Annotated in this window: 22 protein-coding genes; 4 read left to right on the top strand and 18 right to left on the bottom strand. The window is 69.9% G+C overall.

The features are described 5' to 3' along the window. The first annotated feature begins 34 nt into the window (after positions 1 to 34). Complete coding sequence (locus EFL95_RS04825) at positions 35 to 928, top strand: D-alanyl-D-alanine carboxypeptidase family protein (protein WP_246004969.1); 894 nt, start codon at positions 35 to 37, stop codon at positions 926 to 928. A gap of 55 nt (positions 929 to 983) precedes the next feature. Continuing rightward, on the top strand, positions 984 to 2,321 hold the full coding sequence (locus EFL95_RS04820; protein ID WP_123232925.1) for a M15 family metallopeptidase: 1,338 nt from the start codon (positions 984 to 986) through the stop codon (positions 2,319 to 2,321). A 1-nt stretch (position 2,322) separates the two neighbouring features. Here EFL95_RS04820 and EFL95_RS04815 read toward each other — a convergent pair whose 3' ends face one another. Next, positions 2,323 to 2,808 carry a hotdog fold domain-containing protein gene (locus EFL95_RS04815; protein ID WP_123232924.1) on the bottom strand — a complete coding sequence of 162 codons (486 nt, stop codon included), beginning with the start codon at positions 2,806 to 2,808 and terminating at the stop codon, positions 2,323 to 2,325. A gap of 12 nt (positions 2,809 to 2,820) precedes the next feature. Beyond that, positions 2,821 to 3,513 carry a GNAT family N-acetyltransferase gene (locus tag EFL95_RS04810; RefSeq protein WP_123232923.1) on the bottom strand — a complete coding sequence of 231 codons (693 nt, stop codon included), beginning with the start codon at positions 3,511 to 3,513 and terminating at the stop codon, positions 2,821 to 2,823. A gap of 34 nt (positions 3,514 to 3,547) precedes the next feature. Between EFL95_RS04810 and EFL95_RS04805 the strand changes: the two genes are divergently transcribed. After that, complete coding sequence (locus EFL95_RS04805; protein WP_123232922.1) at positions 3,548 to 4,042, top strand: nuclear transport factor 2 family protein; 495 nt, start codon at positions 3,548 to 3,550, stop codon at positions 4,040 to 4,042. Between the two features lie 78 nt (positions 4,043 to 4,120). Here EFL95_RS04805 and EFL95_RS04800 read toward each other — a convergent pair whose 3' ends face one another. The 5 genes from EFL95_RS04800 to EFL95_RS04780 form a co-directional block, all read right to left on the bottom strand. Next, on the bottom strand, positions 4,121 to 4,660 hold the full coding sequence (locus EFL95_RS04800) for a regulatory protein RecX (RefSeq protein ID WP_123232921.1): 540 nt from the start codon (positions 4,658 to 4,660) through the stop codon (positions 4,121 to 4,123). Next, positions 4,644 to 5,717, bottom strand: coding sequence for a recombinase RecA (recA, locus tag EFL95_RS04795; RefSeq protein ID WP_123232920.1), 1,074 nt, complete (start codon positions 5,715 to 5,717; stop codon positions 4,644 to 4,646). The genes EFL95_RS04800 and recA overlap by 17 nt, the downstream gene beginning before the upstream one ends. Before the next feature lie 302 nt (positions 5,718 to 6,019). Then, a complete protein-coding gene (locus tag EFL95_RS04790) occupies positions 6,020 to 7,282 on the bottom strand; it encodes an MFS transporter (RefSeq protein ID WP_123232919.1) in 1,263 nt (420 codons plus the stop codon). Beyond that, positions 7,282 to 7,476 carry a DUF3046 domain-containing protein gene (locus EFL95_RS04785; RefSeq protein WP_123232918.1) on the bottom strand — a complete coding sequence of 65 codons (195 nt, stop codon included), beginning with the start codon at positions 7,474 to 7,476 and terminating at the stop codon, positions 7,282 to 7,284. Before EFL95_RS04785 ends, EFL95_RS04790 begins: the two co-directional genes overlap by 1 nt. Continuing rightward, positions 7,473 to 8,018 (bottom strand): DinB family protein, encoded by a 546-nt coding sequence (locus EFL95_RS04780; RefSeq protein ID WP_123232917.1) that lies wholly within the window; start codon positions 8,016 to 8,018, stop codon positions 7,473 to 7,475. Before EFL95_RS04780 ends, EFL95_RS04785 begins: the two co-directional genes overlap by 4 nt. A gap of 50 nt (positions 8,019 to 8,068) precedes the next feature. On the opposite strand from EFL95_RS04780, the gene EFL95_RS04775 reads away from it, so the two are divergent. Continuing rightward, on the top strand, positions 8,069 to 8,572 hold the full coding sequence (locus EFL95_RS04775) for a GNAT family N-acetyltransferase (RefSeq protein ID WP_123232916.1): 504 nt from the start codon (positions 8,069 to 8,071) through the stop codon (positions 8,570 to 8,572). On the opposite strand, the gene EFL95_RS04770 is transcribed toward EFL95_RS04775, so the two are convergent. The 11 genes from EFL95_RS04770 to EFL95_RS04720 form a co-directional block, all read right to left on the bottom strand. Further along, on the bottom strand, positions 8,569 to 9,594 hold the full coding sequence (locus EFL95_RS04770) for a hypothetical protein (protein WP_123232915.1): 1,026 nt from the start codon (positions 9,592 to 9,594) through the stop codon (positions 8,569 to 8,571). The genes EFL95_RS04775 and EFL95_RS04770 overlap by 4 nt on opposite strands. A gap of 24 nt (positions 9,595 to 9,618) precedes the next feature. Further along, positions 9,619 to 10,401: an ABC transporter permease gene (locus EFL95_RS04765; protein WP_123232914.1), complete on the bottom strand. Its 783-nt coding sequence runs from the start codon at positions 10,399 to 10,401 to the stop codon at positions 9,619 to 9,621. Then, entirely contained in the window at positions 10,398 to 11,171 is a 774-nt protein-coding gene (locus EFL95_RS04760) for an ABC transporter permease (RefSeq protein WP_246004808.1), read from the bottom strand. Before EFL95_RS04760 ends, EFL95_RS04765 begins: the two co-directional genes overlap by 4 nt. 47 nt (positions 11,172 to 11,218) lie before the next feature. Then, positions 11,219 to 12,157 (bottom strand): ABC transporter ATP-binding protein, encoded by a 939-nt coding sequence (locus EFL95_RS04755; RefSeq protein WP_425463954.1) that lies wholly within the window; start codon positions 12,155 to 12,157, stop codon positions 11,219 to 11,221. Positions 12,158 to 12,346: 189 nt separating this feature from the next. After that, positions 12,347 to 13,882: a phosphate ABC transporter substrate-binding protein PstS gene (locus tag EFL95_RS04750; RefSeq protein WP_221176323.1), complete on the bottom strand. Its 1,536-nt coding sequence runs from the start codon at positions 13,880 to 13,882 to the stop codon at positions 12,347 to 12,349. Next, complete coding sequence (pstA, locus tag EFL95_RS04745; protein WP_123232910.1) at positions 13,879 to 15,048, bottom strand: phosphate ABC transporter permease PstA; 1,170 nt, start codon at positions 15,046 to 15,048, stop codon at positions 13,879 to 13,881. Before pstA ends, EFL95_RS04750 begins: the two co-directional genes overlap by 4 nt. Next, positions 15,048 to 16,052, bottom strand: coding sequence for a phosphate ABC transporter permease subunit PstC (gene pstC / locus EFL95_RS04740; protein ID WP_123232909.1), 1,005 nt, complete (start codon positions 16,050 to 16,052; stop codon positions 15,048 to 15,050). The genes pstA and pstC overlap by 1 nt, the downstream gene beginning before the upstream one ends. Continuing rightward, the gene (locus tag EFL95_RS04735) at positions 16,049 to 16,885 is read right to left on the bottom strand and encodes a phosphate ABC transporter ATP-binding protein (RefSeq protein WP_123232908.1); all 837 of its coding nucleotides are present in this window, start codon (positions 16,883 to 16,885) and stop codon (positions 16,049 to 16,051) included. The genes pstC and EFL95_RS04735 overlap by 4 nt, the downstream gene beginning before the upstream one ends. Positions 16,886 to 16,919: 34 nt before the next feature. Then, positions 16,920 to 17,813, bottom strand: a complete 894-nt coding sequence (locus EFL95_RS04730) for a sortase domain-containing protein (protein WP_148044973.1) — start codon at positions 17,811 to 17,813, stop codon at positions 16,920 to 16,922. Further along, on the bottom strand, positions 17,798 to 19,975 hold the full coding sequence (locus EFL95_RS04725; RefSeq protein WP_123232906.1) for a type 2 periplasmic-binding domain-containing protein: 2,178 nt from the start codon (positions 19,973 to 19,975) through the stop codon (positions 17,798 to 17,800). Before EFL95_RS04725 ends, EFL95_RS04730 begins: the two co-directional genes overlap by 16 nt. Positions 19,976 to 20,062: 87 nt before the next feature. Further along, complete coding sequence (locus EFL95_RS04720) at positions 20,063 to 20,461, bottom strand: hypothetical protein (RefSeq protein ID WP_123232905.1); 399 nt, start codon at positions 20,459 to 20,461, stop codon at positions 20,063 to 20,065. Between the last annotated feature and the right edge of the window lie 36 nt (positions 20,462 to 20,497).

The raw sequence follows: 20,497 nt of genomic DNA, 5'->3' as shown, positions 1-20,497 counted from the left end.
AACTCCTCGATGCGGTGGCAGAGTACGCAGGGTGATGCGATCGGGCGCGTTCAGCAGTTGGGCGCGGACCCTCGCCGTCGGGCTGGTCGCGACCTCGGCGTTCCTGGCGCCCGCACCGGGAGTCGCGGAGACCGCGCCCATCCCTCGGGTTCCTGCCGGAGTGACGGCAGCGGGCGCGATCCTCATCGACCAGGCCGACGGATCCGTGCTGATGGGACGCGCCATCTACACCGAGCGCCCGATGGCCAGCACCACCAAGATCATGACCGCCGTCGTCGTGCTCGAGACGCCGGGACTCGACCTCGACGCACGGATCCCGGTCAAGTCGGTCTACCACCGGTACGCCGTGTGGAAGGACGCCAGCACCGCTCACCTGCACACCGGCGACAGCCTCACGGTCCGCCAGCTGCTCTACGGCCTGCTGCTGCCGTCGGGGAGCGACGCGGCCTACGCCCTGGCCGACAGGTTCGGCCACGGGAGCACCCGGACTGCCCGCACGGCCGAGTTCATCAGCCGCATGAACGCCAAGGCGGCCGAGCTCGGACTGAGCCGAACGCAGTTCGGGTCGTTCGACGGTCTGGCACCGACGAGCACCAACCACATTACGCCGCGCTCGCTGGCCCGGCTGGCGTCGTACGCGTTGGGCAACGAGCAGTTCGCCGCGATCGTGCGCACCCGGACGACGAGCGTGCCCGGCTGGACGGCGTCGGGTGGCCGGCGGATCTACACCTGGGAGAACACCAACCAGCTGCTCGGCCGGTACTGGGGCGTCATCGGCGTCAAGACCGGGACCACCACACCTGCGGGCGCGTGCCTGGTCTTCGCCATCACCCGCGGCGGGCGCACCCTGGTCGGCGTGGTGCTCCACTCGGCCAGCGGCGATGCCCGGTACCGGGACGCCCGGCTGATCCTCGACGCGGCTCGCTGACCCTCCGACGTGGCCGTGATCGCTTGAGGCGGGCCGCGTCGGGGTAGGAGAAGGCGTGCTCGGGCATCCTCTGCGCGTTCTCGCGCCCCTCGTCGTCACCCTGCTCGCTCTGGGCCTCCTGGGGACCGCCGCTCCGGCCGGTGCCGCCTCGGCGGACGATCCCCAGCTCGTCCTCACCGCGCCCGGCACAGCCCGGATAGGACGCACCATGACGGTGCAGGCGGCGTTCCAGGACGACGACCAGCGCGTGACGTCCGGCCTGGGCGTGAGCCTGCAGCGCCAGGGCGACGGCGGAGCCTGGACGACGATCGCGGACGGCGTCACCGCCTCGGACGGGACCGCCGGCCTCAGCGTCGTACCGGTCGCCGGGCCGCAGCAGCTGCGCGCCCGGATCTCCGTCGGCGACCTTCAGGTCACCAGCGTCCCGGTCAGTCTCGAGGGGATCATGGTCTCCAGCGACGTGCACCTGCACGGGTCGGACAGCGTGGTCGACGAGCAGAGCGGGCACCTCTCGGTGCTCTGGCTCGGCTCCGACGGGTACGCCGTGAAGGGCCGGGTCGCCGTCTACTTCCACAAGAGCGGCCAGCCGTGGACCCGGCTCGGGTCGGTCATCACCAGCGCGGGAGGCCGGGCGTACCTGACGATCTCGCCGCGCTGGGACACCTCCTACCAGCTGCGCGCCGAATCCGGTCCCGGCTGGAGATCCGACACGTCGCCGACCTGGAAGGTCGACAACCGTCCCCCGCTGCGGCCGGTCACGCTCCCGTCCGGCGCCTCCCGACCGCACACGCTGCTGGCGCAGTACCGGGCGTCCGGGGACGGCCCGAACATCGCCGTCCACCTGATCTCCGACACCGTCTGGAAGCGGATGTTCGGGCGCAGCTGGCACCCCGGCTGCCCGATCGGCCGCGGCAGCCTGCGCTACGTCACCGTCAACTACTGGGGGTTCGACGGGTACCGGCACCGCGGCGAGCTGGTGGTCCGCGACGCCGCGGTCAGCAAGTTCAAGGTCGCCCTGACCAAGCTGTACGACGCTCAGGTCCCCATCCGCTCGATGTACCTGCCCGACCGCTTCGGCAGGAACCCGAGCTCGCCGGGCGCCAACGACCTGCAGTCGATGAAGCACGACAACACCTCGGCCTTCAACTGCCGCGGCGTGACCGGCGACCCTGGGACGATGTCGCCGCACTCCTACGGACGGTCGATCGACATCAACCCGTGGGAGAACCCCTTCCACTCCCACGTCGGCTGGTTGCCGACGAAGTGGTGGGCGCACAAGCAGGCCGGGAAGTACGCGTGGAAGTACCGGAGCAGCCTGGTGGTGAAGCTGATGACGTCAGCCGGGTTCCGGTGGACGTATGCGACGACCGACTCCCAGCACTTCGACGGCTAGGTCAGTCCTTCTTGGGCTTCTCGGTGACCCAGAGCTTGATGACGCCCTCGATCACGACGACCCCGTCGGTCCGCACACCCTTGACCCGGACGTGCAGGTCGGGGTTGTCGCTGGTCCACTGCTCCGGGTCGGTCTCGGCGATGCAGGTGATGTCGGTGGTGGCCTTCGCCGTGTAGGAGATGTCCATCCCCTTGGGGATCCAGCGCTTGTTCTTCGGGATCGTCGACTCGGCCAGGGCACCCATCGCCGCCTCGAGGCCGTTGCACAGCGCGATCGCGTGCACGGTGCCGATGTGGTTCTGCACCGAACGACGCTTCGGGATCACCAGCTCGGCGTGGTTCGGCTCGACCTTGGTGAAGCGCGGGTGGATGCTCGCGAAGTACGGCGCCTTCTGGGCGAACAGGAACGAGAACGCTCGCTCACCGACCAGCGGGCCGACTATCGGCAGCGTGGTGGTGGTCTTGTAGAGGTCTGCGACGTTGGGCATACCTCGATGTTACTACCGGGTAACCGGATTGAGACCCATGACCTGCGCCACATCGAGCGAGTGGCCGACCACCGTGTCGACCCGGCCCCCGTCAGCCGGCTCGTCGAACCAGACGCCCGGGGTGAACCCGAGCTTCACCAGCACCCGGAGCGAGGCCTTGTTGCGATGGTCGGGGGCCGCGAAGAACTCCGACGCACCCGGGTACGCCGGCCAGACGATGTCGCGCAGGTAGACCCAGAGGATCGCCGTCCCGATCCCCTTGCCGACGAACGCGGCCTCGCCGATCGCGTAGTCGAAGCCGATCGCGTCCGGGCGCGAGCACACCAGCGCGTACTCCGGGTAGTCGGAGATCCGGTAGTCCTGGCCGAACCCGATGGAGCGCCCGTTGACCTCCCAGACCCACAACCGGGTCGGCTCTTCGCCCCGGAGCGCCGGGCCGTAGTAGGCCGCGACCTGCTCGGGCGTGCGGTGCTCGTCCCACCACTTCGCGACGTGCGGCTCGTTGACCCAGCGGGTGACGTCCGCGAGATCGCCGACGGTCATCGGGCGCACCGAGATCCGATGCTGGGGGTCGGTGCGGAACTTCATCGGCTCCGCGGAGAGGTCCTCGGCGAGTACCGGCCCGACCTCGGGGCAGCTCCGATCCGCGAGCGCCGCCCAGGGCTCTCCCGGCTGCGCATCGGCACGGAGAACCTCGAAGTGCATTCCCACATTCTGCCGTGAGTGGTTTGATGACGGCGTGAGCGAAAACGAGAACGTGTTGCAGTCTGCCTTCCAGCGCTACCTCGACAAGGTCGAGGAGATCTGCCAGACGAAGGACTGGTCGGCGTTCGCCGACATGTTCTCCGAGGACGCCACCTACTGCGAGCACGTCTACGGCGACTTCAAGGGCCGCGAGGAGATCCGGGCCTGGATCGTGAAGACGATGGTCGACGAGTTCCCCGGCAACGAGATGATCGGCTTCCCGCCGTCCTGGTACGTCTTCGACCCGCCGACCAACCGGGTCATCCTCGACGTCCGCAACATCATGCGCGACCCCGGCGACGGCTCGGTCCACGAGGAATCGAACATCACGATCCTGACTTTCGACGACGAGGGCAACCTCATCCGCGAAGAGGACATCTACAACCCGGCCAAGTTCGCGACCATGACCCGCGAGTGGTGCCGGGTTGCCGACGCGCACGGTGAGCTCAGCGAGCCCGGCAAGCGTCTGTTCGCCGCTCTCGGCGGCTGAAGACCCACAGTTCTGAGCGATATGGCTGTGTTTCGCGGACAGAACCGACCACTTCGCTAAGAACTACGCCGGTGGTGGCTAGAGACCCTGGTGCTCGGGGTCGTTGAGGTCGGCACCAAGCTCCTCGCGGACAACCTTGAAGGCCGTTCCGCTGGAGTAGCCCTTGCGGGCGAGCATGCCGACCAGCCGCCGGACGGCGACCTGCTCGTCGAGGCCGCGCATCGAGCGGAGCTTGCGCTGGACCAGCAGCCGGGCGGCGTCGACCTCGTCCTTGGCGTCGACGGTGTCGAGCGCGGCGCGGGCCACCTCGTCGTCGATGCCCTTCTTGCGCAGCTCCTGGGCCAGGGCCCGCTTGGCCAGGCCGCGGCCCTCCTGGCGCTGGGCCACCCACTCGTGGGCGAAGGCTGCGTCATCGACGAGCCCGACCTCCTCGAAACGGTCGAGGAGGCGGGTCGCGATGTCGTCCGGCACGTTCTTCTGCGCCAGCTTCTTGGCCAGGTCCGACCGGCTGCGAGCGCGACCGGTCAGCTGGTCGAGCAGGATCTTGCGCCCGACCGACTCGGGGTCGGCCTCCGGCCCAAGATCCTGCTCGTCGACGGGATCAGAAATCGATGCCATCCGGGTCGATGACCTTCTCGTTGAGGTCCGACGGGGCGTCCACGGTCGGGCCGATGCCGAGCTTCTCGAGGATCCGCTTCTCGATCTCGTTGGCCAGGTCCGGGTTGTCCTTGAGGAACTGCCGCGAGTTCTCCTTGCCCTGACCGAGCTGGTCGCCCTCGTAGGTGTACCAGGCGCCGGCCTTGCGGACGATGCCCTGGTCGACACCGACGTCGATCAGGCCACCCTCGCGGGAGATCCCCTTGCCGTACATGATGTCGAACTCGGCCTGCTTGAACGGCGGCGCGACCTTGTTCTTCACGACCTTGACCCGGGTCCGGTTGCCGACCATGTCGGTGCCGTCCTTGAGGGTCTCGATCCGGCGCACGTCCAGGCGCACCGAGGAGTAGAACTTCAGCGCCTTGCCACCGGTGGTGGTCTCCGGCGAACCGAACATCACGCCGATCTTCTCGCGCAGCTGGTTGATGAAGATCATCGTGGTGTTGGAGTTGTTCAGCGCACCGGTCATCTTGCGCAGCGCCTGGCTCATCAGGCGGGCCTGCAGGCCGACGTGGCTGTCACCCATCTCGCCCTCGATCTCGGCGCGGGGCACGAGCGCAGCGACCGAGTCGACGACGATCAGGTCCAGCGCGCCGGAGCGGATCAGCATGTCGGCGATCTCGAGCGCCTGCTCACCGCTGTCGGGCTGGGAGACCAGCAGCGCGTCGGTGTCGACGCCGAGGGCCTTGGCGTACTCCGGGTCGAGCGCGTGCTCGGCGTCGATGAAGGCCACGATGCCGCCGGCGGCCTGCGCGTTCGCGACCGCGTGCAGCGCGACCGTCGTCTTACCGGAGGACTCCGGACCGTAGATCTCCACAACGCGACCGCGCGGGAGGCCGCCGAGGCCGAGTGCGATGTCGAGGGAGATGGATCCGGTCGGAATGACCTCGAGGGGGGCGCGGACCTCGTCACCGAGGCGCATCACCGTGCCCTTGCCGTAGTTCTTCTCGATCGTGGCCAGGGCCATGTCGAGCGCCTTGTCCTTGTTGCCGTCCCGCTCCTTGCTCGGTGCCGCCATGTTCCTTGTCCTGTCTCTCGAGGTCCTGCGCGCCTGTCTTCGGCGGTCGTGTCCCGCCAGACGCTAGAGACGGCCACCGACACTCACCTCGACCCGTGCTGGGCCTGTGGAAAGCGGCCGGTCGTTCCCGCCTGTGGACAACAAACTAGCCGAACAGGTGTTCGATCGGAGGAACTGAGGCCCGGCGTGTCGTGCCCTCCTCCAGAGAGGGCATGACGAGACGGGGCGTCCCTGAAGGGGAGGGAATTAGCGGACGCCCCGCCCGTCCGGACCGCTACCCAGGGCGCCCGGGGGCGAAACGGTCAGCTCGCCAGCGCCGCGCGCCGCACCAGCCGGCCGGCGTACACCGCAGCCGCCAGCCCCATCAGGGCGAACAGCGAGGCGAAGCCGGCCAGCGTCGAGAAGCCGTACTCCCCGACGATGACGCCGGAGGCGCCTCCGCCGACCGCGGCGGCCAGGCTCATCACCAGGTCGGCGGTGCCCTGGACCTGGGTGAGCGCGGCCAGCGGCGCCTGCTCGGCCACCAGCGTCGACGCGGAGACCGTGGCCATCGACCAGCCGAGCCCGAGCAGGAAGAGCCCGCCAAAGATCGAGTGGCTGGTGCCCTCGGGCGACATCCCGGAGAACAGCAGGGCGAGCAGCAGCACCACTCCCCCGGCGGCGAGCACCGTCGCGGCGCTGGTCCGGTCGACGGCGAAGCCGATCACCGGCGCGAACGCGAACATGCCGAGGACGTGCAGGCTGATCACGAACCCGATGATCTTCAGCGAGGAACCGCCGTGCTCCATGTGCAGCGGGGTCATCACCATCACCGAGATCATCACCGCGTGCGCCGCCGCCAGGCCGGTCATCGCCGCGACCAGCACCGGGCGCTCGCGCAGCACCTCCCGCACCGGGCGGGGAGACTCGGCGGCCGCCGTACCGGCGCTCACGGCGTCCGCGTGCACCCGGCGGGCGAGCAGGAGCGGGTCCGGACGCATCCGCACCCAGATGACCAGCGCGGCGATCAGCATGCCGACGGCACCGATGGCGAACGGCCCCGCGGTCTTGGGGATGTCGAGCCGGCGGGCCAGATCGGCCGCCGGTCCGGTCAGGTTCGGGCCGAGCACCGCGCCGATCGTGGTCGCCCAGACCACGACCGCGAGCGCGCGGCCGCGACCATCAGGTGGTGCCAGGTCGGTGGCGGCGTAGCGGGAGGCGTAGTTCGCCGAGCTGGTCGAACCGAGCAGCACAGCACCGACGAGCAGCACGGGCATCGAGTGCCAGACACCGGCGAGCACGGCCAGCGTCGCCCCGCTCGCCCCGAGCAGGTAGCCGGTGACCAGCCCCGCGCGACGACCGCGCACGGCCATCAGTCGCGCCAGCATCCAGGAGGCGCCGGCAGCGCCGAGGACCTGGGCGGTCTGGGTGGTACCGGCCAGCTCGTCGGAGCCGGAGAGGTCGCGCGCCAGCAGCGAGGCCGTCGCGATGCCGATGGTGATGCCCAGAGCACCGAACGCCTGCGCGCCGACGAGGGTGGCGACGGTCCGCCGCTGCGCAGCCGGGACGTCGACCGTGGTGACCATCAGCGCTCCCGCGCCGGGAGCTCGAGCACCGCCCACACCGCGCGCCACACGGTCTTCGGCGAGACGCCGGCGTCGAGGGCCTCCTGCGCGGTCTTGCCGCCGAGCTCGGCGATCACGTGCATCGACGCCCAGGACTTCGCGTACGCCGGGCCGAGCGCCTGGTCCATCCGGTCCCAGAACTCGGTGTGCCTCACGGGGCGGCCGGGGAACCGGCGGCCGGGCCACCGATGTCGTAGAGGTGGTGCACCACGTCGTGCAGGTAGTAGATGCCGAGCGTCTCGACGGTGAAGACCGAGCCGTTGCTGCGTCGGCCGACGCGCTGCCACTGGTCGCCCCGGACCCCGGCGTAGACGGCCGCCATCTCGGCGGCGGCTTCGACGAGGGCGACCGAGACCTCGGCCGGGTCCTGCTCGTCGTACCGGCTCTCGATCGCGGTGACGTCCTGGTCCCAGTTGGCGAACTGCGGGTCGTCCTGCTCGAGCATCAGCCGGGCGCGCTCGGCGAAGAGGACGTGCACGTCGCGGACGTGGCAGGCGTACTCGAGCCGCGACCAGATGTTCGCCGACGGCCGCACGGCGGCGTCGGCGTCGTCCAGGGCGCCGTACCAGCCGCGGGTGTTCTCGTGGATCAGCTCGGGCAGCTTGCTGACGTCGACGGCCTTCGGGTCGAACCCGCACTCCGGGCACGGGTCGGTGAGGACCCAGGTCCAGTCCTTGGTGTCAGGTTCGATGGCCACGGCGCCATACTGCCGCACGCGGCGGTCGGGTCGATGGGATTATTCGGTCCATGGGAGTGCGTGTGGTCGAGATCCGGGACGCCGTGGTCGCGGACCTGGAGATGGTGGCCGAGATCTACAGCCACGAGTCCCTCTACGCCTACTCCACGTTCGAGACCGAGGAGCGGCCGGCCGCCACCTGGGAGCACAAGCTCGAGACCGGTGACCCGTTCGTGGTCGCCGTCGACGGCGGGGTGGTGCTCGGGTTCGCCTACGCCTCACCGTTCCGCGAGCGGCCGGCGTACCACCTGACCCGGGAGACCTCGGTCTACCTGCACCGTGCTGCCCGGCGCGAGGGTCTGGGCTCCCGCCTGTACGCCGAGCTGCTGACCCGCCTGCGCGCGGCCGGCTTCCACACCGCGCTGGCGCTGATCGCCCTGCCGAACCCGGGCAGCGTCCGGCTGCACGAGCAGCACGGGTTCGAGCTGGCCGGGACGATGCGCGAGGTCGGCGACAAGCAGGAGCGGATGATCGACGTCGGCATCTTCCAGCTGATGCTCCACGACGAGTCCTAGCCGAACTTGATCGGCACCCTCGCCTCGGTGAGCGTCGAGGTGTACGGCACCCCGTTCGACGCGGTCTTGGCGGTGCTGCCGCCGAAGACCAGCGATCCCGACCGGACCGATCCGGGGATCTCGAAGGTGAGCACCGACGAACCGGCCGCCGCGGGACTGCTCACGTCGTAGCTGTTCCCCTCGTCGTCGACGAAGTGGACCTCGGGGGCGGCGAACGCGTAGCGCTGGGTCTTGCCCGGGTAGGCGTAGGAGGCGGTGACGAGCAGAAACGCCTTGCCCGGCGCGCTGGGGCGCTCCTCGCCGTAGAAGAACCGGCGCTGGGCCGAGACCACGGTGGCGTCGCGGGTGAACTGGTTGACCAGCGCGCCGTTCGGCTCGCGGAAGTCGATGTCGGTGTTCTCGGTCAGCGCGACGCTCTTGTTCAGGTCGAGCTTCTTGGTGCCGTTCTTCTGCGCGAGCAGCGCGATGTTCCTGCTGCCCGGGTCGTCGTCGAGCAGCGAGATCGTCTGCTTGTAGCCGGAGTCCTCGACGACCAGCCGCAGCGAGCTGGTGCCCGCCGGGACGGCGATCACGAAGGTGTCGCCGTCGGTGGGCACGTCCTTCACCAGCCCGTCGGCCTGGATCTGCGGCTTCAGGGTGGTCCACGGCTTGCACGGCGGGTTCTCGCACCCCCAGTCGGCGAGCGTGAACACGACCAGGCTGCCGCCGTCCGGCGCACGGCGCTCGCCGTCCTTGGTGTCGATCGAGTCGGGCTCGGAGGAGCCGACCACGGCGACGCCGGCGTTCTGCGAACCGATCACGAGCGGGTCCTCGAGCTTGGACGGCGTCGCCTTCGGGAGCTCCTCGAGCGTCCCGGGTGCCAGCGGCTCGAGCCGGGAGTTCGCCGACGGCGTCGAGCCGGTGCCGCCGTCGATGCCGAGCTGCGAGCCGATCAGCGCGCCCAGCAGGACGGTGCCGACGAGCACGGCGGTGTACAGCGCAGCCTGGCGTCGCCAGCCGTCGAGCTGCCACCACTTCTCCACGAGGGAAGCGTAGGGAACGCAGCCCTAGGACAGGAGCAGCTTGTCCAATCGGCGGCCCACGATGACCAGCCCGACCAGGCCGAAGACCACCAGGTAGACGACCGAGATCAGCGAGGCCGAGGTGATCGACCCGGTGGTCAGCTCGCGGATCAGCACCACCGACCGGTACAGCGGGGTGCACTGGACGATCGCGGCGATCCAGCCCGGGAAGGCGCTGAGCGGGAAGAACGTGGCCGAGAACAGGAACAGCGGCAGCTGGCCCAGCGTCACGTAGTCGAAGTCCTGCCAGGAGCGCATGTAGGTGGTCAGCGCCATGCAGATCCCGCCGAAGGCGAGCCCGATGAGCAGCGCCGCCGGCAGCGCGAGCACGGCCCACCAGGAGTGCACCAACCCCATCGCGACCATCACCAGCAGGAACACGCCTGCGTAGATACCGCCGCGCAGCAGCGACCAGGACAGCTCGCCGCGGGCGACGTCGCTGGTGCGCAGCGGGGTGGCCAGCATCTGGTCGAAGAGCTTCGTGTACTTCAGCTTGAAGAAGAAGTTGTACGTCGAGTCGAGCAGCGCGCCGTTCATGGCCGAGGCCGCCAGCATGCCAGGGGCCACGAACTCGGCGTACTTGATGTGCTCGCCGTTGAACTCGAAGCCGTGGACCAACTGGCCGACGCCGATGCCGATCGAGAACAGGTAGAAGACCGGCTCGAGGAAGCCGGACACGAAGATCCACCAGGCCGACCGGTAGGCGATGTAGTTGCGCTCGATCAGCAGGTTGGTGGCTTGCCGAGCGCCGAGGAGCGAGGTCGTCACGAGATCAGCCGCCGTTCCAGGCCGCGCACCGCGAGCACCCAGCCGACCGCGGCCAGCGCCACCAGGTAGACGACGTGGATCAGTGCCGTCGAGCCGTCCACGGTGCCGAGCACCAGCATCCGGGTCAGGTCGACCACGTGCCACAGCGGCGTCGCCTTGGCGAGCCACTCCATCCAGGTGTCCAGGTTGGAGACCGGGAAGAAGCCGCCGGAGAACAGGAACATCGGGATCAGGCCGAGCCGGAAGATCAACGAGAAGCCGCTCTCGTCCTTCAGGCGGGTGGTCAGCGCGTAGACCGGGGCAGCGAACGCGACCGCCGCGAGCAGCTGGACGAGGAACGCCAGGATCACGCCGGTGAACGACTCGAAGACCCCGAAGGGCGCCATCACCGCGAGGAAGACCGCGGAGACGGTGGCGACCCGGAAGACCACGAAGCCGAGGTGGGCCAGCACGACCTCGCTGACGGTCAGCGGGGTGGCGATCATCCCGAAGTAGATCCGCTGCCACTTGATCATGCCCATCACCGGGTAGGTGACCTCGCCGACGACGGTGTTCATGCCCTGGGCAGCGAGCAGGCCCGGTGTCACGAAGGCGAGGTAGGAGGTCGCGCCTTCCAGCTTGGACGGGTCGCCCTTGATGAAGCCGCCGAGCAGCACGCCCATGGCCACGATGTAGAGCAGCGGGGTGATGAACGAGGAGACCACCGAGCTCTTCCAGGTGCGCAGGTAGAGGGTGGCCCAGTAGTCGGCCTGCCGCCACGCGCGGCGCACGTCCAGCGAACTGGACTCCCGACCGGCGGTTCGATCCGCGAGCGCCATCAGTCGACCAGCGTCCGGCCGGTGAGCCGCAGGAAGACGTCCTCCAGGGTGGAGCGGCGGACCAGCGACATCACCGGCTCGAGACCGCGCTCGTGCACCTTCGCGATCGTCTCCTCCCCGTCCGCGCTGTAGAGCAGCAGCCGGTCCGGGAGCACCTCGACCCGCTCGGCCAGGTCCTCGACCTTGGGGGCGACCAGCTCGTTCTCCCCGATGCCGAAGCGGAGCTCGGCGACCTCGCGGGTCGAGTACTCGCGGATCAGGTCGGTCGGGGAACCCTCAGCGACGATCAGGCCCTTGTCCATCACGACGAGCCGGTCGCAGAGCTGCTCGGCCTCGTCCATGTAGTGGGTGGTCATCACCAGCGTGACGCCCTGCTGCTTGAGCCGGAACAGCCGGTCCCAGACGACGTGCCGGGCTTGCGGGTCCAGGCCGGTGGTCGGCTCGTCGAGCAGCAGCACCTCGGGCTTGTTGATCAGCGAGCGGGCGATCGTCAGCCGACGCTTCATGCCCCCGGACAGGTCGTCGACCTTGGCGGTCGCCTTCTCGGTGAGCTGGACGAACTCGAGCAGCTCCTCGGCGCGTTGCTTCACCTCGGTTCGCGACAGACCGAAGTAGCGGCCGTAGATGACCAGGTTGTCGCGGACGTTGAGCTCGGTGTCGAGGGTGTCCTCCTGCGGGCAGACCCCGATGCGCGCGCGGATCTCGGGACCGTCCTTGGCGGGGTCGAGCCCGAGGATCTTCAGGCTGCCGCCGGAGACCGGCGAGACGGCGGCGATCATCCGCATGGTCGAGGACTTCCCGGCGCCGTTGGGCCCGAGGAAGCCGAAGTACTCCCCCTTGCGGACCTCGACGTCGATGCCGCGCACTGCCTCCACAGTGCTGCCACCCGCGACGAAGGATTTGCGCAACCCGGACGCGTAAATCATTGGTTCGCTCACCTGCTCGACCCTAGACGCGGGTGCCGACAAGGGACAGCGGGTTGTTCCGACGGGACAGTTCGACGTACCCGAGCGACCGTTCGACGTACGCGAGCGACCGTTCGACGTACGCGAGCGACCGTTCGGCCAGCCCTCACGACCGGCACCGCGTCTGACCAGGACGGGCGCCGGCCGTGAGGAGTTCAGGGATCAGCGCGCTCGTGCGCGGCCGATCAGCACCGGAGGCACCAGCACCACCAGGAGCAGCAGCCCGGCTGAGATGCCGTAGAGCAGCCGGTTGCGGTTGCGCTCGGCGCGGGCGTCGGCGAGCGAGACCGGGATCGCCGTCGCGGCCGCGGGTCCGCCGGCCCCTGCCTGCGGTTGGCCCCCGGACAACGGGTCACCGGTCGGCTGGGCGTCGGGGGCGACCGCCTGGGTCGGCGTACCGGTTCCGGGCTGCGCGGTGCCACCGGTGCCGGACGTACCGCCGGTCCCGTTGCCGCCGGTGCCTCCCGGCGCCGAGGCGCAGGTCGCTCCGACCTTCGAGCACTTGTCCGGCATCGGAGCCGTCGTCAGGATCCGCAGCGCCGGGTTGTTGCACTGGCTGATCGACGGCGGGGCGACGAAGCCCGGGATCCGCTTGACCTGCTTGAAGCCGGCCTCGACCAGGTTCTTCGGCAGCGGCGAGTAGCCGAGCTTGTCGGCCTTCTGCTGCCCGGCGCAGAGGAAGTAGTTGATGAACGTCGAGAGCGTCTTGCCCTTGTTCACGTTGAACGGGGCCTGCGTCGTGGTCGGCACGATCATGTACGAGTACGACGACATCGGGTAGGTGCGCGGGTCCGGGTTCGTGTAGACGCTCTCCAGGTTCTGGGTCAGGTTCGCGTTGATCTTCGCCTTGGTCAGCGCGACGGCCACGTTGCCAGCAGTCGGCTGGGCGAAGTAGCCGGCCTTGTTGAGCAGGCTGACCACCGGGAAGTCGATCCGCTTGGCGTAGGCGTACTCGACGTAGCCGATCGCGCCCGCGCCGTACTGGGCGGAGACGTAGTTCGCCACGCCGTTGGAGCCGACCTGAGCCTTGGAGGCGCCGAACTGCGGGTAGAAGGACACGCTCGGGCAGGCGCTGCCGCTCAGGTGCAGCTTGGAGCGGATGAACGGGCAGTAGATCGACGACGCCTGGCTGCGCATGTAGAGCGCGAACTGGGCCGAGGCACCCGCACCGTCGGAGCGGACGACCGGCACGATCGGGATGTTCGGCAGCGCCCGTCCGTAGTCCTTCGTGATCGCCGGGTCGTTCCAGCGGGTGATCTTGCCGGTGAAGATCTTGGCCAGCGTCGGGCCCGACAGCCGCAGGTCGCGGACCCGCTTGCCCCCGACCGTCAGGTTGTACATGAACGAGGTACCGCCGGCGACGATCGGGAGGTAGGCGTACTTGCGCTCCGGGACCTCGGCCTGCTGACCGGGCTCGGGCGGGTTCTGGAACGGGATCTCGGAGTTGGCGAAGTCGACGGTGGCCTGGATGAACTGGGAGCGGCCGTCGGTCGAACCGGTGCCGGCGAAGTTCACGACGACGCCGCTGGCCCGGATGTCCGCGCGCCAGGCGTCCACGGCCACCTGCGACCAGGTCGACCCGGCACCGGAGATCGGCACGTAGCTGTCGGCGTGCGCGGGCGCCGGGTCCAGCCCGAGGCTGACCACCAGCAGCGCGAGGAGCACGGCAGTACGCCGGCCCGGACGAGGCTTCTTCACAGGAGGTTCCCTTCGACGAGCTGGCGGCGTGCGAGCCGGGCCGAGAGGCGACGCTGCTTGCGCGCGCTCACCTGACCCGGGGCGCGACCGCCGAGGATGCGGGCCGTCGCGAAGAAGATGACGACCAGGACGAGCAGGACCACGGCAGCACCGAACGCGCGGGCGATCGCGACGTCGAACGGCTGCCGGGCGAGGTTGAACACGAACAGCGGCAACGAGACCTGCGGCCCGTGGAACGGGTCGTAGTTGAGCGCGTTGGTGTAGCCCGCGACGAGCAGCACCGGCGAGGTCTCGCCGATGACCCGGGCGATGCCGAGCAGCACCGCGGTGATCAGGCCGGGGCGAGCGGTCGGCAGCACCACGCCCTTCACGGTCTGCCACCTGCTCGTGCCGAGTGCGAGGGATGCCTCGCGCAATCCGTTCGGGACCAGCCGGAGCACGACCTCGGCGGTGGTGATCACGACCGGGATCATGCTGACCGACAGCGCGAGCGAGGCCGCGAACCCGCTGCGCGGCAGGCTCACCCGGTCGCCGAGCAGCGGCAGCCAGTGCGGCAGGTCGAAGCCGATGATGAACATCGCGTAGATGAACAGGCCGGCCACGATCGTCGGGATCGCGCTCATCGCGTGCACCACCGTGCGCACCGTCCGGGCCAGCCGACCGCCCACCTCGTTGAGGTAGACCGCGGTCGCGATGCCGACCGGCACGCTGATCAGGATCGCCAGCGCGACCTGCTCGAAGGTGCCGATCATCGCCGAGTAGATGCCGCCCTTGGTGAGACCGTCATCGGGCCCCACCAGAGCCAGGGTGTCGGTGTAGAAGTTGGTGTGCGCCAGCGCGCCCTTGCCGCGGATCGTGATGAACACGACGATGCCGGCGAGCACGGCGACCAGGACCGCTCCCGCGGTGGCGACCAGCGCTCCGACGACGCGGTCGACGACGCCGACCCGGTCCAGCGTGGTCGCGCTGATGACGGCGTACATGGTCAGGAAGAGCGCGTACCAGGAGACGGCGAAGCCGAGCGGGCTGGTGACCGGGAGGATCCGCTCGAACAGCATCCAGGTCAGCGCGAACGAGCCGGCGACCGCGCTGCCGAGGTGGAACAGCTGGTCCGGGTTGAGCCCGCCGGTGCGGATCCGACCGGGCGCGGGGAGGTTCGTGCTCATCAGATCTCCGTCGCTGCGCCGGACCGCGAACGGCTGATGACGAACCCCGCCGCGGTATTGATGAGCAGGGTGAACAGGAACAGCACCAGACCGCAGGCGAGCAGGCCGGAGAGGGCGGTGCCGCTGGACTCGGTCGAGCGCAGCGCGATGTGCGGCGCGATCGAGTTGGTGCCGCTCTGCAGCGGATGCGTGGTGAAGTCGAACATCGGCGAGATGATCAGGAACACCACGATGGTCTCGCCGAGCGCGCGACCCAGGCCGAGCATGATCCCGCCGATGATGCCGCCGCGGCCGAACGGCAGCACGACGGTGCGGATCATCCCCCACTTGGTGGCGCCGAGGGCGATCGCTCCCTCGCGCTCGCTGACCGGCGCCTGGGAGAACACCTCGCGCATCACCGAGGTGATCGTCGGCAGCACCACGGCGCTGACGGCGACCCCGGCGATGAACGCCGAGGACGAGTACGACGAGAGCGTGTCGGGGTTGTCGACGCGCAGGAACGGCAGTACCGGGCCGAACGTGTCGGAGAGGAACTTGGACACTTCGAGCAGGTGGCCCTGGAGCCAGAAGAAGCCCCACATCGCGTAGACGACCGCCGGGACCGCGGCCATCAGGTCGGTCAGCGTGATCAGCAGCTTCTTCAGGCTGCGCGGCGCGTACTCGCTGATGAACAGCGCGGCCCCGAACGCGACCGGCACCGCGACGGCCAGGGCGATGAGCGCGATCAGGATCGTGCCCCAGAGCAGGGAGGCGACGCCGAACTTGTTCACCTCCGGCAGCCACTGGTGCTCGGTGAGGAAGTGCCACTTCGCGACCTTCAGCGCCGGCATCGCCCGCAGCAGCAGGAACAGACCGATCAGGCCCATCACCACCAGGGTGGAGACCGACGCGGTGCGGACCGCGCCGACGAAGATCCGGTCCGAGCGCGGCGGGACCGGGTGGATCTCGCGGCGCTCGTCGCTGCGCGGGGGTGGTGGCGGTGCGTGCTCGAGGAGGGCGCTCATCCGAACCGACCGTTCACGTAGTCCGAGGTGCGCTCGTCGCGCGGGTTCTCGAAGATGTCCGCGGTCGAGCCCTGCTCGACGATGTGGCCCGGCTGGTTCTCGGCGGCCAGGAAGAACGCGCAGCGGTCGGAGACCCGTTGGGCCTGCTGCATGTTGTGGGTGACGATGACGACCGTGACCTCGTGGGCGATCGCCGCGATGGTCTCCTCGACGCGGCGGGTGCTGGTCGGGTCGAGGGCCGAGCAGGGCTCGTCCATCAGCAGCACGTCCGGGGAGACCGCGAGCGCGCGGGCGATGCACAGGCGCTGCTGCTGACCGCCGGACAGCGAGCCACCCGGGGCACCAAGCCGGTTGCGGACCTCGTCCCACAGGCCGGCGCTGCGCAGGCTGTGCTCGACCAGGTCACCGGCCTCGGCCGCACGGCCCTTGCCGAACCCCTTGCCGGCGAGCTTGAGCCCGGAGAGCACGTTGTCGTGGATGGACATCGTCGGGAACGGGTTCGCCTTCTGGAACACCATCCCGATCCGACGACGGCTCTCGATCGGCGGCATCGTCGGGGCGTAGATGTCGTCGCCGTCGATGAGCACCTCGCCGGAGAGGCTGGCGCCGGGGACGAGCTCGTGCATCCGGTTCAGGATCCGCAAGAAGGTCGACTTGCCGCAGCCGGACGGTCCGATCAGCGCGGTCACCTGCCCGGCCTTCATCTCCAGGTCGACACCCTCGAGCACCTGGTGGTCGCCGAACCAGGCGCCCACGTTGCGCGCGCTCAGGGTCGCCGGCGTCCCGGCGCTCGTCGGCAGCGGCGGGAGCGGAGTGGTCAGGGTGTCGGTCATGGTGCTCACCTTCGGTCAGGGGTGCGGTCGCGGGTCAGAGGGTGTTGGGGAGCAGCACGGCCACTCCTTCGAAGAGGTTCCAGAGGACGAAGAGCACGACCGGCACGGCGCCGATCCACACCGCCCGGTGCCCGAACCGGAGCGCCAGCCGGGTGGTCGCCCACGCGACGACCAGCAGCAGCTGGGTCCAGAGCAGGACGAAGATCGCGCGGTCCCAGGTGCGCTGGCCGGGCGCCTCGCCGTCGCGGGCGACCGGCGTGGTGGCTGCCGGGTACGGCGTACCGACCAGGGCTGCCGAGACGACGATCTGGCGCGTCGGGGTCAGCGCCGGGTCCGAGGTCACCAGCGTGATCCGCGAGGCCGCGGCCGGGACGGTGCTGGTCGGGTCGTCGGAGTGCCGGACCACGTCCACCGTGAAGACCGCCTTGCCGAGCCCGGTGACGACCGTGATCTCGTCCCCCACCTTCAGCCGCGCGAGGTGGCGGAACGGGGCCCCGAAGGTCGCCCGGCGGCCGACGATCAGCGAATTGCCGGTCGCCCCGGGGAACGCGGTGTCGCTCTTGAGCCCGGGCCCGTCCACGGTCTGCTCGCTGGTGCTGCCCTGGAGCAACGCCTGGTGCAGGTCGAGCGCCGGGATCTCCAGGACGCCGATCGGCGTCCCGGCCGCGACCACGCCGCTGACCGGCGCGATTCCGTCGGCGAGCTGCTCACGGATCTTCGAGTACGCGACGTCCTGGGCGCGGTTGGCCTGCACCGAGCTGCCGAGGAGCAGGAAACCGACGAAGGCGAGCAGCACCAGGCCCACGGTCGTGAGCATCCACGCGGACAGAGCCGCGTAACCCAGCGGCACGGGCAGCGCCCGACGTGCCGGCGCTAGCTGCGCGCGCTCGGCAGGGCGGACCGGCGGCGGGGTCAGTGTCGCAACCATGCCGGCCCCTTCCCGACCTTCCGCAGCAGCGCGACCGACGGGCCGGCCAGGCTGGCGAGCAGCCCGATCCCGACGAGCACCGGCAACGCGAGAAGCCGGCGGACCAGCGGTTGCGGCAGGGACGTGGTGCTGGCCGCCAGCTGCTTCACGTCGTCGACGCCGGGCTCGGCGACGGCGGCGGGCGGAGCGGCGTCGACCGGCGGCGCGGCGACCGGTTCGGTCGGGGTGTCGGTGCCGGTGGGCGTCGTCGTCGGGGTCGGGTCGGCAGCGGGTGCCTGGTAGCCGGCCTTCAACGCGTGCTGGGCGGCCTCGATCTTGGTGCGCAGCGCGGACGGCAGCGGGACGTAGCCGGCGGGCAGCCTGCCGATCTCGTCGCCGGGGACCTGACCGGCACCGGCGGCGTAGTCGAGGAAGGTGCTCACCGAGGTGCGCACGCTCGTGGTGGCCTTGGTCGACGCGGCGGCGCTGATCAGCAGGCTGAGCGGGTAGATCGCCTTGTCCTTGCTGGCCAGGTCGACGGTGCGAGTCACCTGGTCGGCATTCGGCTTCGAGTGCGCGAGAGCCGCGAGCACACCGGCGTTGGTGGGCGCGACGTACGCGCCGCCAGCGTTCAGCAACCGTGCGGTCGAGAGCCGGAAGTCAGCAGCCGAGGCCGCGTCGATGATCCCGATGACCTCGCGGCTGCCCGGGTTCTGCCGCGGCGGCTTGCTGATCACCGAGACGCCGTTCTCGATGCTGGTGATCGCGCCGGGGAACTGCGCGATCGAGGTCTGCCGGGCCAGCGCGTCGAGCTCCTGGATCGGCTGGAAGAAGTCGGACTGGGCCTGGTCGAGGACCGGGAAGGTGTCGAACGGCAGCGCGATCTTCTTGTAGTGGGTGTTGACGTGCATCCCCCACGGGTCCGGCTTGCCGTTGATGAAGGCGCGCGCAGCCGGGTCGGCCTCGATCCACCGGGTGAGCGCCTGGGTGGTGTCGGAGATGTCGGCGAGCAGCAGCGGGTGGTTGCCCGGGGAGCCGTCCGGCCAGTCGATGCCCGGGTTGAGCGCGAGGAACTCGGGGTCGTGGAACAGGTTGAACGGGTTGCCGGTGACCGCGTCGTTGCCGCCGGTCCGGTAGGAGGCCGTGATCAGCTTCGCGACCAGTCGGGCGTTGAGCTTGAGGTCGCGCACGGGTCGGCCCTCGGCGTCGTCGATCTGGTAGGCGACCACCAGTGACGAGGCGGCGACCGGCGCGTAGACGACGCCGTGGTCCGAGGCTGCCTCGGCGTTCAGGGGGTCGATGACCAGGCCGACGTCGGTCGAGCTGCCGGCCACGTCGGTGCGGGTCTGCGGCTCACCGATCGCGGTGTAGTCGATCCGGACCGCGCCGCTGCTCAGCGTGCAGGTGCGGGCGCGCCAGCTGGCCAGCAGCCGGGCGGCGACCGGGCTGCCCTCGACGTCGACGGACTTCCCGGTCAACGGGCAGGAGACGTCCAGGGGCAGGAAGCTCAGCGGGATCACGGTCCGGTTCGCCCAGGCCCACGGGGCGTCCAGCGAGAGCTCGGTGGCGCCGTTGCCGTCGGCATCGCCGTAGTTCGGCACCACCACGATCGAGCACGGGGTGTCGTCGGCGCAGCCCAGGGCCGCGGACTCGCGTCGGGTGAAGAGCTGGATGGCGACCTCGCCACTGCCGTCGGGCGCGGTCACGGTGTCCTGCCAGTTCGAGGGCCCGTCCGGGTTCGCGTCGTACGCGTTCTGCTGGCCGGGGTAGGTGAACGCCGGCACCGCCGGGACGGCCGGGTGATCCGCGGTCGCCGCGACCCCGCCGAAGCCGGGCGAGCCGTAGCAGTCGCTCGAGGAGCTCGGGTTCGCGCCGCGGCACTGGTAGACCCGCACCGGCCGCTTGGTGCTCACGTCGTAGGAGTCACCGGAGTTGCTCAACCGCGTGGCCGAGCTCGACTGGAAGCCGGTCCAGCTGACCGCGACGGTCTGGTTGACCAGGTTGGAGACCTTGCTGACCGTCACCTTCGCGCTCGCTCCCGCGCCCGGCGCCGCGACGGTCACCGAGCCGGGGACGTCCGCCGCACCGGCGGCCACGGGCGGCACCAGCGAGAGGACGAGGACCGCGAGGACGCCCAGCAGGGCGCCCAGAGATCTGCTTGTGCGGCGAAGCGGGGTGGTCATGGTCGGTGCTCCAGCTCGATCAAGGTGGTCAGGTTCGATCGCAGTGGCCCGGGGCCGCCCAGGAGGGCGGGCGGCCCCGGACCCGTACTACGGGTTCTCGGAACCGCAGTGGTCACCCAGCGGCGTGTTGCCGTAGGGCACCAGCAGGGCGTCCTGGTTGGTGCACAGGTAGCCGCCGGGGCCGAAGATCGCCGAGAGGGCGGCGAAGTTCGGGTCCGCGGTGCGCACGGCGTTGAAAAAGAACCGGGCGAACGACGGGTTGGCGGCGGTGAAGGCCGGGTTCAGCACCTGGTACTGGCCCGAGGTCACCGTCGGCGCGACGGCGGTGTCGGCCACGTTGGTGACGATCAGCCCGAGGTCGGCGCCTCCGCGCAGGTCGCGGATGCCGGGGACCTCGTTCTCCTGGGCGGCCCACTTCGTGATCGCGTACGGCGCGATGCCCTGCGGGTCACCCTGCAGCGTCCGGCCGTCGTTCTGCTGCGACATGATCTGCCGCGAGCCGGCCGCACCGACCGCACCGCA

It is taken from the genome of Nocardioides marmorisolisilvae, from assembly GCF_003725775.1.
GTDB lineage: Bacteria > Actinomycetota > Actinomycetes > Propionibacteriales > Nocardioidaceae > Marmoricola > Marmoricola marmorisolisilvae.
Note: the sequence above shows the minus strand (reverse complement) of the source record. Positions and strands in the feature narration are given on the sequence as shown.